Annotated in this window: 15 protein-coding genes; 6 read left to right on the forward strand and 9 right to left on the reverse strand. The window is 62.8% G+C overall.

The window, feature by feature from the left end; translation table 11 throughout:
- Positions 1-11: 11 nt before the first annotated feature.
- The 3 genes from ACTJKL_RS15200 to ACTJKL_RS15210 all read right to left on the reverse strand — a co-directional run bounded on the left by ACTJKL_RS15200 (position 12) and on the right by ACTJKL_RS15210 (position 1,800).
- Positions 12-329 (reverse strand): 4a-hydroxytetrahydrobiopterin dehydratase, encoded by a 318-nt coding sequence (locus ACTJKL_RS15200; RefSeq protein WP_028010554.1) that lies wholly within the window; start codon positions 327-329, stop codon positions 12-14.
- A 127-nt stretch (positions 330-456) separates the two neighbouring features.
- Positions 457-1,044, reverse strand: coding sequence for an RNA 2',3'-cyclic phosphodiesterase (gene thpR / locus ACTJKL_RS15205; RefSeq protein WP_440853214.1), 588 nt, complete (start codon positions 1,042-1,044; stop codon positions 457-459).
- A 114-nt stretch (positions 1,045-1,158) separates the two neighbouring features.
- A complete protein-coding gene (locus tag ACTJKL_RS15210) occupies positions 1,159-1,800 on the reverse strand; it encodes an arylesterase (RefSeq protein WP_100672713.1) in 642 nt (213 codons plus the stop codon).
- 70 nt (positions 1,801-1,870) lie between these two features.
- Between ACTJKL_RS15210 and ACTJKL_RS15215 the strand changes: the two genes are divergently transcribed.
- From ACTJKL_RS15215 to ACTJKL_RS15230, 4 genes are all read left to right on the forward strand, one after another.
- Complete coding sequence (locus ACTJKL_RS15215) at positions 1,871-2,590, forward strand: ABC transporter ATP-binding protein (protein WP_018097386.1); 720 nt, start codon at positions 1,871-1,873, stop codon at positions 2,588-2,590.
- The gene (locus ACTJKL_RS15220) at positions 2,587-5,178 is read left to right on the forward strand and encodes an ABC transporter permease (RefSeq protein ID WP_440853215.1); all 2,592 of its coding nucleotides are present in this window, start codon (positions 2,587-2,589) and stop codon (positions 5,176-5,178) included. Before ACTJKL_RS15215 ends, ACTJKL_RS15220 begins: the two co-directional genes overlap by 4 nt.
- Positions 5,179-5,424: 246 nt before the next feature.
- Positions 5,425-6,162: a Bax inhibitor-1/YccA family protein gene (locus ACTJKL_RS15225; RefSeq protein WP_100672711.1), complete on the forward strand. Its 738-nt coding sequence runs from the start codon at positions 5,425-5,427 to the stop codon at positions 6,160-6,162.
- A gap of 124 nt (positions 6,163-6,286) precedes the next feature.
- Positions 6,287-6,844, forward strand: a complete 558-nt coding sequence (locus ACTJKL_RS15230; RefSeq protein WP_338283721.1) for a GNAT family N-acetyltransferase — start codon at positions 6,287-6,289, stop codon at positions 6,842-6,844.
- Positions 6,845-6,861: 17 nt separating this feature from the next.
- Here ACTJKL_RS15230 and ACTJKL_RS15235 read toward each other — a convergent pair whose 3' ends face one another.
- From ACTJKL_RS15235 to acnA, 6 genes are all read right to left on the reverse strand, one after another.
- Positions 6,862-7,479: an ATP-dependent Clp protease proteolytic subunit gene (locus tag ACTJKL_RS15235; RefSeq protein WP_440853216.1), complete on the reverse strand. Its 618-nt coding sequence runs from the start codon at positions 7,477-7,479 to the stop codon at positions 6,862-6,864.
- A 44-nt stretch (positions 7,480-7,523) separates the two neighbouring features.
- Complete coding sequence (locus tag ACTJKL_RS15240; protein ID WP_127711471.1) at positions 7,524-7,883, reverse strand: SRPBCC family protein; 360 nt, start codon at positions 7,881-7,883, stop codon at positions 7,524-7,526.
- A complete protein-coding gene (locus tag ACTJKL_RS15245) occupies positions 7,880-8,194 on the reverse strand; it encodes an ArsR/SmtB family transcription factor (RefSeq protein ID WP_018097392.1) in 315 nt (104 codons plus the stop codon). The genes ACTJKL_RS15240 and ACTJKL_RS15245 overlap by 4 nt, the downstream gene beginning before the upstream one ends.
- Positions 8,195-8,401: 207 nt before the next feature.
- Positions 8,402-8,812, reverse strand: coding sequence for a DUF2794 domain-containing protein (locus ACTJKL_RS15250; RefSeq protein WP_018097393.1), 411 nt, complete (start codon positions 8,810-8,812; stop codon positions 8,402-8,404).
- A gap of 327 nt (positions 8,813-9,139) precedes the next feature.
- Positions 9,140-9,973, reverse strand: a complete 834-nt coding sequence (locus tag ACTJKL_RS15255; RefSeq protein WP_440853217.1) for a DUF1223 domain-containing protein — start codon at positions 9,971-9,973, stop codon at positions 9,140-9,142.
- Between the two features lie 239 nt (positions 9,974-10,212).
- Positions 10,213-12,903, reverse strand: a complete 2,691-nt coding sequence (acnA, locus tag ACTJKL_RS15260) for an aconitate hydratase AcnA (RefSeq protein WP_127711467.1) — start codon at positions 12,901-12,903, stop codon at positions 10,213-10,215.
- A 279-nt stretch (positions 12,904-13,182) separates the two neighbouring features.
- Between acnA and ccmA the strand changes: the two genes are divergently transcribed.
- Positions 13,183-13,797: a heme ABC exporter ATP-binding protein CcmA gene (ccmA, locus tag ACTJKL_RS15265; protein WP_411926139.1), complete on the forward strand. Its 615-nt coding sequence runs from the start codon at positions 13,183-13,185 to the stop codon at positions 13,795-13,797.
- Positions 13,794-14,453: a heme exporter protein CcmB gene (ccmB, locus tag ACTJKL_RS15270; RefSeq protein WP_338283715.1), complete on the forward strand. Its 660-nt coding sequence runs from the start codon at positions 13,794-13,796 to the stop codon at positions 14,451-14,453. The genes ccmA and ccmB overlap by 4 nt, the downstream gene beginning before the upstream one ends.
- Positions 14,454-14,464 lie beyond the last annotated feature (11 nt).

Raw genomic sequence — 14,464 nt, forward strand, 5'->3', positions numbered from 1 at the left:
GCATGCGGCCCTTATTTCATGTGGTCGGGCATGCGACCCTCGGCCGCCTGGTCCATCTTTGCCGCCAATTTGAAATCGAGTTCGGTCAGTCCTTCCGCGTCGTGAGTCGACAGCGTCACGTCCACCTTGTTGTAGACGTTGAACCATTCCGGATGATGATTGAGCTTTTCGGCGGCGAAGGCGCATTGCGTCATGAAGGTGAAGGCCTCGGCGAAGGTCTTGAACCGGAAGGTCTTCCATATAGAGCCGCCGTCCTCCGCAAGGACCCAGCCCTCCATCTTGTGCAAATGCTCGGCGATGGCCGCCGCGTCCAATTTTTCCGGCCGCATGCTCTTCCTCCTTGTGCATCCCGTCCTTAACAACGAGCTTGCCCGCGACAATGTTCACGCGCAAGCCCGCCGCTCGACGAGGACGTTCCGGTCCCTATCCGGGAGCCGGCGGAGGCCTTCGGGCGCTTTACCAGACGCTCGAAGCAGGATGCTCCTCATTGCTCGCGAGGTTCGAGCGCTCTTCGTGAAGCGAGAAGACCTCTTCCGTGAGATACGGACCGCCGCCGACCGAATCGCGTGACGACAGGAGCACGAAGCGGGAGACGGTAAAGGGAGCGGTGACGAAATTACCGCGCCCGGAGAGATATTCGACGACATCCTCGACGCGCGAGGAGCGCAGGCGCGCCAGCGTCACATGCGGGGTGAACTTTCGCGGATCCGAGGGAAGCCCTATGCGCTGGCAGATGCGCTCGATCTCAGCCTGAAGGGCGAACATTTCGGAAGCCATGCTGACGCCGGCCCAGACGGAGTGCGGTTTCTTGGAGCCGAAGGCGCCGGTGCCCGACAGCTGCAGCTGAAACTCGGGCCGTTCGATGCGGTCAAGCCTGTCGATGATCTCGTCGGCGGTTCGCCAGTCGACGTCGCCGATGAAGCGGAGCGTGATGTGGTAATTCTCCACATCGATCCAGCGAGCTCCGGGAAGACCTCCGCGCAGCAAGGAAAGACTCATTGCTGCATTGCGCGGAATTTCGAGGGCGGTGAATAGTCTCGGCATGGCGAGCTCCCCGAATCTCTTGCAGATGCTTGAAGCGAATCACGCATCGCATCTGCACGCAACCATTATTTGTCCCGTCGGAACGTTTACTTTCCCTTAACTGTGGATGCGCTGTCATTCTCCTTTCGCAAGTGAGCGGACGAAAAGCTCCGCCGTCGGCAGGAAGCGCTCTACCATGACGCCGACACCCCCGCCGTTCGGATGCATGCCGTCGTCGAGCTTAAGGCCAACCTCGGTCACGACGCCGTCGAGGAAGAAAGGGTAGAAGACGAGATTGTGTTCCTTTGCGAGGTCGGGATAGATCGGATTGAAGCGCGCCGCATAATCCGGCCCCATGTTCGGCGGCGCCATCATTCCTGCGAGCAGGACGGCGATGCCGCGCTCCTTGAGCCGTGTGACCATCGCCTGCAGATTCTTGCGCGTCTCTTCCGGCGGGATGCCGCGCAGCGCGTCGTTGGCGCCGAGCTCCAGGATTACGCCGTCTGTTCCGTCGGGGATCGACCAGTCGATGCGGGCAAGACCGCCGGAGGTGGTGTCGCCGGATACGCCGGCATTGGCGATCGTGACGGCGAGCCCCTTGTCCTTAAGGGCCTTTTCGAGGCGGGCGGGGAAGGCATCTTCCGGGGGAAGTTGGTAGCCGGCCATCAGGCTGTCGCCGAAGCCGACGAGGCTGACGGGCTCGGCGCGAGCCGCCGCCGATAACACGATTGTCATTGTCAGGCCGAATAAAATGGGCAGAAAGTCTTTTAATGCCATAGGCTCGTTCCTAAATCGGCGGACAATTGTTTGATGATCCGTATCAAATTTTCATATAGGGCTCTTTCGCGTGGCAAAAACCATCATCGAGTTGAAAAATGCGGATCTGACGCTGGGCGAAGCTGCGGCGTCCGTGCATGTGCTGAAGGGCGTAAGCCTCGCGATCGATGCCGGCGAATCGGTGGGCATCGTCGGCCCCTCGGGCTCGGGCAAATCGACTCTGCTCATGGTCATGGCTGGGCTGGAGCGGCTCGACGGCGGCGAAATCATCATTGACGGCACGGCGCTCCACCGCCTCGGCGAGGACGCAGTCGCCGATTTCCGCGGCCGCAATGTCGGCATCGTTTTCCAGTCCTTTCATCTCATCCCGAACATGACCGCGCTCGAGAACGTCGCGGTGCCGCTCGAGCTCGCGAATGTCCGCAATGCATTCGACATAGCGCGTAAGGAACTGATCGCCGTGGGGCTCGGCGAACGCCTGACGCACTACCCCGGGCAGCTTTCCGGCGGCGAACAGCAGCGCGTGGCGATCGCCCGGGCGCTCGCGCCCTCTCCGAAGCTGCTGATCGCCGACGAGCCGACGGGCAACCTCGACGCGGAGACCGGCCGACAGATCGCCGACCTCCTCTTTGCCGAACAGCGCGAGCGTGGCATGACGCTCGTTCTCGTCACGCATGATGCGGCGCTCGCCGGACGCTGCGAAAGACAGATACGCGTCCGCTCCGGTGAAATCGTCCCCGACGCTGAACGGCTCTCCGCCTCGGCCCGGCAGGGAGCCGTGTCCGCATGAGCGGGACGGTTGCCGTCCGGCGGCTGCTCCCCACGATTTCCCTGCGCCCTCTGCTCGCGCTGCGCCCGCTGTTCGCGCTTCGTCTGGCACTCCGGGAAATGCGCGGGGGGCTGAGGGGCTTCTATATTTTCCTCGCCTGCATCGCTCTCGGTACGGCCGCGATCGCCGGGGTCAACTCGCTGTCCCAGTCGATCAGCGAAACGATCGCCTCGCAAGGGCAGGAACTGCTCGCCGGCGACATCCGGTTCGAGCTCAACAATCGGGTGGCGACCGCGGACGAGCGTGCCTTCCTCCAGGGTCTCGGCGAGGTTTCGGTATCCGCCGGTCTTCGTTCCATGGCGCGGCTCCCGGACGGCTCCAACCAGGCGCTGGTGGAGCTCAAGGCCGTGGACGGCGCCTACCCGCTTTACGGCAAGCTCGAAAGCGAGCCGGCAAAGCCGCTCCCTGAATTGCTGGCGAAGGACGGCGAGGTGTTCGGCGCAGTCGCCGCACCGCTGCTTCTCGAGCGCCTCGGCATCTCGCCGGGCGCGGAAATTCTCATCGGCAATGCGCGTATTCGGGTCGGCGCGGTACTCGCCAGCGAACCCGACGCTCTTTCCGACGGCTTCGGTTTCGCGCCGCGGCTGATGATTTCCTCCGATGCGCTTGCCGCTTCCGGGCTCGTGCAGACCGGCAGCCTTGTCGAACACACCTACAAGGTCCGCCTGCCGGATCCCGCAGACGTGCCGCTCATTCGCGTGCAGGCCGAGACGCGCTTTCCCTCCGCCGGCTGGTCGATACGGACGAGCGGCAATGCCGCACCCTCCCTCAACGCAAACATCACGCGTTTCTCGCAATTCCTGACGCTCGTCGGGCTCACGGCGCTGATCGTCGGAGGCGTCGGGGTTGCCAACGCCGTGCGCTCCTATCTCGACGGCAAGCGCAGCGTCATCGCGACTTTCAAATGTCTCGGCGCTCCGGCGTCGCTGGTCGCGATGATCTACCTTGCGCAGATCCTGATGATCGCCCTCATCGGCATCGCGATCGGCCTCGTGCTCGGCGCCCTCATCCCCTTCGTGGCAGCGCAGTTCCTTGCCGGCCTGCTGCCCGTATCCACCGCATTCGTGCTCTATCCCTCGGCCCTGGGTCTTGCGGCGCTTTTCGGCCTTCTGACGGCGCTGACCTTCGCCATCCTGCCGCTCGGGCGGGCGCGCCGTGTGCCGGCGACTGCGCTTTTCCGGCAGCAGGGTTTCGAGCCGGCGGGCTTGCCTGCCCTGCCCTATCTCGCCGGCGCCTTCATCTGCCTGGCAGGACTTGCCGGGCTCGCGGTCTGGGCCGCCTATGACCGTTCCATTTCGCTGATCTTTCTTGGCGCGATCGCCTTTGCCTTCATCGTGCTGCGCGGGGTTTCGCTCCTCATATCCTGGCTGGCGCGGCGCAGCCCGCGCGTCAATTCGCCGGCGCTGAGACTGGCCATCGGCAACATTCACCGGCCGGGTGCCTTGACGCCGTCGGTGGTGCTGTCGCTCGGCCTCGGTCTCACTCTTCTGGTGACGCTGGCGCTCATCGACGGCAATCTGCGGCGCGAGCTCACCGGCGACATGGCCGAGCGCGCGCCCAACTTCTTCTTCGTCGACATCCAGGGCAGCGAGATCGAAGGCTTCCGCTCCGTGCTCGCGGGAGCTATGCCGGAGGGCAAGATCATCGAAGTGCCGATGCTGCGCGGGCGCATCGTCGCGCTCAACGGCGAGGATGTGAACAGCCGCAACGTTCCCCCCGGCGGCCAATGGGTGCTGCGCGGAGATCGCGGCATCACCTATGCCAAGAACAGGCCGGAAAATTCCAAACTCACCGAAGGCAGCTGGTGGCCCGAGGACTATAGCGGCGAGCCGCTCGTCTCCTTCTCGGCGGAGGAGGCCCGCGAGCTCGGGCTGAAGCTCGGCGATACGGTGACCGTCAACGTGCTCGGCCGCAACATCACGGCCCGGATCGCCAATTTCCGCGAGGTCGAGTGGGAGTCGCTGTCGATCAATTTCGTCATGGTCTTCTCGCCGAACACCTTCGCCGGCGCCCCGCATGCCTGGCTCGCGACCATCATCGATCCCGACGCCTCGGCCGAGGAGGAGGCGGCGGTGTTGAAGAGGGTGACGAATGCCTACCCGACGATCACCAGCGTGCGCGTGAAGGACGCGCTCGACATCGTCAATACGCTGCTCGGGCAGCTTGCAACTGCGGTGCGCGCGGCCGCGGCGGTCGCGCTTATCGCTTCTATCCTCGTGCTTGCCGGCGCACTCGCCGCCGGCAACCGTGCCCGCATCCACGATGCGGTGGTCCTGAAGACGCTCGGCGCGACGCGGGCGACCCTGATCCGCGCCTTCAGCTACGAATACGTCATTCTCGGCCTGGCGACTGCCGTCTTCGCGCTTTTCGCCGGCAGCGTTTCGGCCTGGTTCGTCGTCAGCCGCATCATGACCCTGCCGTCGAGCTTCCTGCCGGACGTTGCCGTCGGGACCATCGTTCTTGCGCTGGTCGTGACGGTCGGGATCGGCCTCGCCGGAACCTGGCGCGTCCTCGGGCAAAAGGCCGCTCCGGTGCTGCGGGAACTCTGATCCTGCCATGCCTGTCGCGCGATTTCGGCCATGACGGCCGAGTTAACCGTAAATCACTCCAGTTTGATGGTCCGGCGGGCCGACTTTGTTCGATTCCAAGCGCTTCGCCCTTGTGCATGACGGCGTTCACCATCATATTTGTCCACAGGCATGCTGGAGCCCCGCAGCGGCGCCTGGGCGCGCAAAGGAACGACAAGGTTCGCCGCCCGACACCGTAACTTCAACCGGGGCTTAAATGAGGAAACAATGGCTGATCTGAGAAACTACCAAACCCGAATGTCGCCCGCCGGCGCTCAGGCGGGTGCCGTGATCGACGAAGGCCTTCGCGCTTATATGCTGAAGGTCTACAACCTGATGGCCCTCGGCCTGGCGATCACCGGCGTGGCAGCTTACGGAACCTATGCGCTTGCCGCCTCTAATCCGGCATTCGCCCAGCTTATCTACGCTTCCCCCCTGAAGTGGGTCGTGATGTTGGCGCCCCTTGCGCTGGTGTTCTTCCTGAGCTTCCGCATCAATTCCATGAGCGTTTCCGCGGCGCAGACGACCTTCTGGGTCTATGCGGCGCTGATGGGCCTGTCCCTGTCGTCGATCTTCCTGGTCTTCACCGGCCAGAGCATCGTGCAGACGTTCTTCGTGACGGCTGCTTCGTTCGGCGCCCTGTCGCTTTACGGCTATACGACGAAGAAGGACCTTTCGGGCCTCGGATCATTCCTGATCATGGGCCTCTTCGGCGTGATCATCGCATCCGTCGTCAACATCTTCCTTGCCTCTTCGGCACTCGGCTTCGCGATCTCGGTGATCGGCGTGCTCATCTTCGCCGGCCTGACCGCCTACGACACGCAGAAGCTCAAGGAAATGTACTTTGAAGGCGATGACGCCTTGGTCGCCGGCCGCAAGGCCATCATGGGTGCGCTGACGCTCTACCTCGACTTCATCAACCTGTTCATGTTCATGCTGCAGTTCCTTGGCAACAGGAACGAGTAGTAGCGAACCGGTTTGACGGAAAAGGCGGCTTCGGCCGCCTTTTTGTTTGCCGGAGCCGGCCTTGATCGATCCGGCGCATCCATGCGAGACAGTACATCTCCAGCCATAATGCGCGAAGAATTCCATGACCGCCACGCTCCGCGACGCCGTTGCCGCCGACCTCCGCTCGATTACCGAGATCTATCGCGAGTCCGTCTTGAACGGGGTCGCGACCTATGAGGAGACGCCGCCATCCGAAGCCGAGATGGCGCTCCGCTTCTCCACGATCACCGGCAACGGCTACCCCTATGTGGTCGCGCTGGACGAGCGTGGCACGGTTATCGGCTATGCCTATGCCTCCGCCTTCCGCAACCGCACCGCCTATCGGTTCCTGGTGGAGGATTCGATCTATCTTTCGCCGGAAGCACGGGGCAAGGGTATCGGCAAAGCGCTGCTTTCCGAACTGGTCGGGCGCTGTACGGCTCTCGGCTTCCGCCAGATGATAGCGGTAATCGGCGGGGCGCACCCCTCATCGATCGCCCTGCACCGGGCGCTCGGCTTCGAACTGCAGGGGCTGATGAAGGCAACCGGCTTCAAGCATGGCCGGTGGCTGGATACGGCCTTGATGCAGCGGCCGCTCGGAGAAGGAACCGCAACGAAGCCCGCCGAGGGCGTCTATCCGGATACGCTTTATAGGAGCTGAGCCTGCGCAGGTGAGCTTCAAGCGTCAAATTCAGCGCCCAACTCCCGTTCGGTGAGGATGCGGTCGATCAGACCCCACTCCAGAGCTTCTTCCGCCGTCATGAAACGGTCGCGATCCATCGCGCGCTCGAATTCTTCATATGTTCGCCCGCAATGCTCGGCATAAAGCCGCGTCATGCGGTGTTTGGTTCGCCTGATTTCCTCGGCATGGATGAGCATATCGGAGGCCTGTCCCTGAAAGCCGCCCGAAGGTTGATGGACGAGAATGTTTGCATTGGGCAGGGAGGTGCGCTCGCCCGCTTGGCCTGCCATCAGCAGGAACGAACCCATCGAACGGGCCGTCCCCATGCAAAGCGTATGCACGGGCGCCCGGATGTAACGCATCGTGTCGTACATCGCGAAGCCGCTGGTAACGACACCGCCGGGCGAGTTTATATAGAGTTGGATCGGTTTTCTGGGGCTTTCGGCTTCCAGGAACAACAACTGTGCGCAAACGAGAGCAGACACTGCATCGTTCACCTCGCCGTTCAGAAAGATTACTCGCTCACGCAGCAGGCGGGAATAGATGTCGAATGAGCGCTCGCCACGGCTGGATTGCTCGACGACCATAGGGACGAGTTGCATCGCTTCGCGCATAGGCGAACTCCTGTCTGATTAACTTGTTTTGGTAGAATGAGGCGTCAGGCGGCGCGCATCAGCCAAAGCCGGTTGCTGTTCGCCGCCGGCGGAGTTCGCGGAGCCAGCCGCTCATCCTCCAGCCCATGGATAATTCTCAGAATCGTGCCGCCGTCATTGCTGGGCCTGACCTGGAACGCCACGAGGCTTTCGAGAAAGGGAGGTTCGTCGTCGCGCATTCTGTAGCGAATTTCCTTGCCCGGTGCGGTGGAGACAGGCTCGGCCCCAGCCAGTTCCCGCCTGGGCAGCCATCGCTCACGGAACTCAGGCATGCTGATTGCCCGCCACACCTTTTCGGGCGATTCATCGAGTTCGTATTCGAGCACCAGATTCCTTGCCGGCTCGTTCAGTTCCACATCGTTCATTGATCCATATCCCTCAGCAAGACCTTCAACGCATCGATCCGCGCCGGCCAGTAGGCGCGATATTTCGCCAGCCATCCGGCAACGAGCGCCAGCCCCTCCGGGTCGACCTCGTAGTTCACGAAGCGCCCCTGCCGTTCCTCCCGCACCAGCTTTGCATTACGCAACACGTGGAGATGTTGGGACATGGCCGGCTGGCTGATGTCCATTCCGTTGCGCAAGGCACTGGCGTTCATGCTTCCGCTCGCCAGCTTCTCGAAGATTGCACGGCGTGTCGGGTCAGCGAGCGCTTTGAATATGTCGTTCTCAGTCATGACGTCAGATAAGCATACACTTATCTGATTCGCAACACGGATGGCACGCTTCGATGCAAGCGGTTTGGCGCCGCCAACCGATTCAGGGATAAATCCGCACGCGGGGAGAGGGGGACCGAGGCGAAGCGCTGCCGCTTGTCCCTTCGCCCCGCCTGCGGGGAGAAGGTGCCGGCAGGCGGATGAGGGGCAGCTCCGAGTGATATGTCGTCAGGTTTTGACGAGCTTCAGCACCTTGTCGAAGGCCTTGAGCACCTGGGCGAGCTCGTGGCCCCGCTTCAATATCGTCCCGTGAGCGTTGAGCACGCTGAAGGCGCCCTGTTTCGCGGCGAGCTTCGGGTTTTTCTCGATGCGGTAGAGAGGCACTTCTCCGGCGCGCTTGAACACTGAAAAAACGGCCCGGTCCCTCAGGTGGTCGATCGCATAGTCGCGCCACTCCCCTTCGCCCACCATACGGCCGTAGACCTTGAGGATCAGGTCGAGTTCGCGGCGATGGAAGGTGACGGGCGGGGGGTTCTTGGCTTGCTTGTATTCGTGAAGATCGACGACCACGTCGGAGGTGGTCTGGCCGTAGTGACGTGCTTCGCCTCGCGGCAAATCCGTTTCATCAGTCATCGGCATTTCCGGCCTTCTAATGTGACAGGACCACGACAGTGTGCCTCACACGATCGGAAAAGCAAGCCGGAAGCTGTTGATCAATGTCAGCAATTCTTGGGGCTGCCGCAATTCAGTCAAAACGCCGCCCCAATTCGCCGCAACACTCCGACCGCTGCCGGACAGAGTCGTTGCCACCGTATGTCCGGCCAGCCGTCATGCTGCGGGAGGTTCTCGAACGCAGACATGGCTGGTTCGGTCCGGTAACTTCGAACCCTCAGCCCCAGCCCCTCGATGCTGCCGGGCCGAACCATCCCCTGTTCCGCCGCAAGCGATGCGGAACATTTCCTGTCATCAGAGCTTTCCCTGCGGCCCCGCGAGAACCGTTGCGGCGCCGATGATGGCTCCCGGCGTTTCCTTGTCCTTCATCGATTGCAGCAGCACCGCGCAACCGCTATTGCCCTGGCCTTCGATCAGGACCGAGGCGGGCAGCGTGAATTCCGCTGGCTTGCCCTCCCACATGCCGATGGTCTGGATGTCGCGCACCGCATGCCAATACGCGATCTCCTTGCCGCTGTTCTCGCCCTTCTCGACCTTGACCACCCTTGCCCGGTCGAAATAGACGACGACGACGTTCGCCCTGCCTTTGCCGGCACCGACCTTGATCGAGATTTCATCGCCGCCGATCGAGGCGGCGATCGGCACCGACAGACCCTTGCCCTTCTCGTCCATCAAGGCAAGCCGGTTCCTGATGGCCGGCAGGTCCGCGCCGTTGGCATGGTCGCGCCCGTTCAGGATCGCCTGCGGCGTATAGACGCCGTAGCGGCCGAGCATCCGCGCATAGGCATATTGCCGCTCGGTATTTTCCTTGGAAGCGAGCGTGTCCGCCCATCCGAGATAGTTCCAATAGTCGACATGATAGGCGAGCGCGACGACCTCGCCTTCATCGACGAGCTTCTTGAGCGCCGCGTCCGCCGGGGGACAAGAGGAGCAGCCCTGGCTGGTGAAGAGTTCGACGACGCCCTTGAGCGCCCCGTCCTTGACCGCTCCGTCCTTGACCGCTCCATCCTTGACCGGGCCGCTCTCGGCCGCCCTGCCGTCATCCGCTGCGGAAGCTCCGCAGAACGCACCAAACAGCCCGATCGCCAGGGCGAGACGTCGGATTGTTGGTGTGCAGGCGGATATCATGGCGTCTTTGTTCGTGCTCGTTAGAGCACTTCCGGGAAAATGTGGAACGTTTCCATCCGGAAGTGCGTCGCTTCAACGCGTTTGCCGCGCGGGGAGACCCCTACATACGACGGGTATTCTTCAACGAAAAGTCACGTTGGAGTGACTGCCGCAAAGCCGGCCAAAACCCTGTGGACCGGACAATAAAAAGCCGGGGCGTCGATGTGGACGCCCCGGCTTTTCTGTTCATACGTCGCCGATCAGGCGGCGAGATCGCGCAGAACCGTCTGCAGGATGCCGCCATTGTTGACGTAGGTGACCTCGTCGAGCGTATCGATGCGGCAAATGAGCGGGACCTCCTTCACCGAGCCGTCGCCATAGGTGATCTTCGCCACGCGCTTCTCGCGCGGCTGGACGTTGGCGAGATTCTCGATCGTCACGACTTCGTCGCCCTTGAGAGCCAGCGATTCCCAGGTCGTGCCTTCCTCGAAGACGAAGGGTACGACGCCCATGCCGACCAGGTTCGAACGATGGATGCGTTCGAAGGACTGGGCAATCACGGCCTTGACGCCGAGGAGGTTGGTGCCCTTGGCCGCCCAGTCACGCGAAGAGCCGTTGCCGTATTCGACGCCGGCGAAGATGACGAGCGGAACGCCCTCCTCCTTGTACTGCATGGCCGCGTCATAGATCGACATCTCCTCCTTTGAGGGATAGTGGATCGTATAACCGCCTTCCTTGCCGTTCGGGCCCAGCATGTGGTTGCGGATGCGGATATTGGCGAAGGTGCCGCGCATCATCACCTCATGATTGCCGCGGCGCGTGCCGTACTGGTTGAAGTCGGCAATCCCGACGCCGTGCTCGAGCAGATAGGCGCCGGCAGGCGAGGCCGCCTTGATCGAACCGGCCGGGGAAATGTGGTCGGTGGTGATCTTGTCGCCGAAGAGACCGAGGACACGGGCGTTCTTGATGTCGGAAATGCCGGCGCCCTTCTTGCCCATGCCGACGAAGTAGGGCGGGTTCTGGACGTAGGTGGACCCCTCGTCCCAGGCATAGGTCTGGCCGGCCGGAACCTGGACAGCCTGCCAGTTGGCGTCGCCCTTGAACACGTCCGCATATTTGGTCGCGTAGAGCTCGCGGGTGACGTATTTGAAGATGAACTCCTGGATCTCCTGCGAAGTCGGCCAGATGTCCCTGAGGTAGATGGGCTGCCCGTTCTGATCTTCGCCGATCGGCTCCTTCGTCAGGTCCTTCTGGACTGAACCCGCCAGCGCGTAGGCGACGACGAGCGGCGGCGAGGCGAGATAGTTCGCCTGTACGTCCGGCGAGATGCGGCCTTCGAAGTTGCGGTTGCCGGAAAGCACGCCGGCGGCGATCAGACCCTTGTCGTTGATCGTCTTGGAGATCTCCGTCGGCAGCGGGCCGGAATTGCCGATGCAGGTTGTGCAGCCGAAGCCAACCAGGTTGAAGCCGAGCTTGTCGAGATCTGTCTGGAGGCCGGATTTCGACAGGTACTCGGCGACGACCTGCGATCCGGGCGCCAGCGACGTCTTGACCCAGGGCTTCGTCTTCAGGCCCTTGGCGACCGCCTTGCGGGCAAGCAGGCCGGCGGCGATCAGCACCGAGGGGTTCGAGGTGTTGGTGCAGGAGGTTATCGCGGCGATCGCGACGTCGCCATGACCAAGATCGTAGTCGGTGCCCTCGACCGCGTAGCGGTTGGCGAGCTGGCCGGGCTTCTTGTAGTCGTTGTCGAGCGCCGCCGCGAAGCCGGAGGCGATGTTCTCGAGCGCGATGCGGCCCTCGGGGCGCTTGGGACCGGCCATCGACGGCACGACGTCGCCGAGGTCGAGTTCCAGCGTATCGGTGAAGACGAGCTCGGAACCATCCCCTTCCCGCCACATGCCTTGGGCCTTGGAATAGGCTTCGACCAGCGCGATGCGGCTCTCTTCACGACCCGAGATGGTGAGATAGTTGATCGTTTCGGCATCGACCGGGAAGAAGCCGCAGGTGGCGCCGTATTCCGGGCCCATATTGCCGATCGTCGCGCGATCCGCGAGCGTCATGTTGTCGAGGCCGGAGCCGAAGAATTCGACGAACTTGGAGACGACGCCCTTCTTGCGCAGCATCTGCACGACGGTAAGCACGAGGTCGGTCGCGGTCACGCCTTCCTTGAGCCTGCCGGTGAGCTTGAAGCCGATGACTTCCGGCAGGAGCATGGAAACCGGCTGGCCGAGCATCGCCGCTTCGGCTTCGATGCCGCCGACGCCCCAACCGAGCACGCCCAGCCCATTGATCATCGTCGTGTGGCTGTCCGTGCCGACGCAGGTATCCGGATAGGCGGTGACTTCGCCGTCCTCTTCCCTGGTCCAGACGGCCTGGCCCAGATATTCGAGATTGACCTGGTGACAGATGCCGGTGCCGGGCGGCACGACGCGGAAGTTCTTGAAGGCCTGCTGGCCCCATTTGAGGAAGCGGTAGCGCTCGCCGTTGCGCTGGTATTCAAGCTCGACATTGCGGGCAAAGGCGGTCGGCGTGCCGAATTCGTCGACGATCACCGAGTGGTCGATCACGAGATCGACGGGAACGAGCGGATTGATCTTTTCCGGGTCGCCGCCGAGCGAAACCATCGCGTCGCGCATTGCCGCGAGGTCGACGACGGCCGGAACGCCGGTGAAGTCCTGCATCAGCACGCGCGCCGGGCGATAGGCGATCTCGTTCTCGGCCGTGCCCTTGTCGCCGAGCCATGCGGCGATGTTTTCGATGTCCTTCTTGGTGACCGAGCGTCCATCTTCATTGCGCAACAGGTTTTCCAGCAGAACCTTCATCGAATAGGGAAGCTTCGAGATGCCGGCGAGGCCGTTCGCCTCCGCCTTCGGCAGGCTGTAGTAGACATAGTCCACGCCGTTGACCGTGAGCGTGGAGCGACAATTGAAGCTGTCTAGGGATTTGGACACTGGATGATACCCCGTTCCGTCTGATCGCCAAAAACTGACGTACGAACGCCCGAGCACCTGTGAGGCGCGAAGTGGGATGCGGGTACGGTCATTTCCGCTGTCCGTACGTGGAAGCTCGTTCCATGTTCGGCGCTAGGATGAAATTCACGCCGACCGCTGGCGTGTTGGCCGCCTTATAGATAATTTCTCCAAATCGTGCCAGACCAACCAAGGTTCAATCGGAACTTTTTTTGCTCCGCGAAAAGACACGTCAAGGGAAGCTGGAAATTCATGCGCCTCATGGCTGAAGGTTTGAGTGCGAGGCGCGGCGAGGACCTGATTTTCAACGATATTTCGTTCGCGCTGGCTGCCGGCGAGGCGCTTGTGGTAACGGGTCCGAACGGTGCCGGCAAGTCGACCCTCCTGCGCGTCCTGGCGGGGCTCCTCGAGCCGGAATCGGGCCGCGTCCGGCTGGAGGACGGCCCATCGGGATACGAACATCCGCGCGAACTCAGCCACTATCTCGGCCACCGCAACGCGATGAAGCGCGAGCTGACGGTGGAGGAAAACCTCACCTTCTGGCAACGCTTCCTTGGCGATTCGCCGGGCGGCTCCGGCATCGGCCTCGTCGAAGCGGCGGAGGCAGTGGGGCTCGCCGACATCATTCATCTGCCCTTCGGCTATCTTTCCGCCGGCCAGCAGCGGCGCATGGCCATGGCGAAGCTCATTGTCGCCTTCCGGCCCATCTGGCTTCTCGACGAGCCGACGGCGGCGCTCGACGTCAGCGCCGACAGGCTTTTTGCCGGACTGGTCGCCGCCCATCTCGCCCGCGGCGGCGTCGTCGTCGCGGCCACCCACCAGCCGCTTGGATTCGCGGGGGCGAAAAGCCTTGAAATGACGGGATTCGTCCATTGATCGCGCTCTACTTCCGGGATCTCAAGCTTTCGGTGCGCGCCGGCGGCGGCGCGATGATCGGCGTGCTTTTCTTCATGACGGTCGTCGCGGTCATCCCCTTCGGCGTCGGCCCCGATCTGAACCTGCTCGCCCGCATCGGCCCGGCGATCCTCTGGATCGGCGCGCTGCTCGCGTCGCTGCTCGGCCTCGACAGGCTCTTTCAGGCGGAGCGCGAGGACGGTTCGCTCGACCTCATCATGATGCAGGAGACGCCCTTGCTCCTGGCCGTTCTCGTCAAGTGCGCCGCTCATTGGACCGCCACCGGCCTGCCGCTGGTGATCGCCTCGCCCTTTCTCGGACTGTTCATGAACATGGACGAAGGCGCCATCGGAGCCACCATGGTCACCCTGCTCGCGGGGACGCCGGCGATAACCTTCATCGGCGCGGTCGGCGCTGCTGTCGCGGTGGCGCTGCCGCGCGGCGGGCTGCTCGTCTCGATCCTCGTCCTGCCGCTTGCCATACCGGTGCTCATCTTCGGCGTCAGCGCGGTCTATGCGGCGATCGAGGATCCGGCCCCGTTTCTGCCGCCTTTCATGATATTGATGGCGATAACCCTGTTCTTCGCGGTGATCGGACCAGTGGCGGCCGCGGCGGCACTCAGGCACTCGGCCGACTGAGGAGACCCGGC

This window comes from Sinorhizobium sp. 22678, from assembly GCF_052044265.1.
GTDB lineage: Bacteria > Pseudomonadota > Alphaproteobacteria > Rhizobiales > Rhizobiaceae > Sinorhizobium > Sinorhizobium meliloti_A.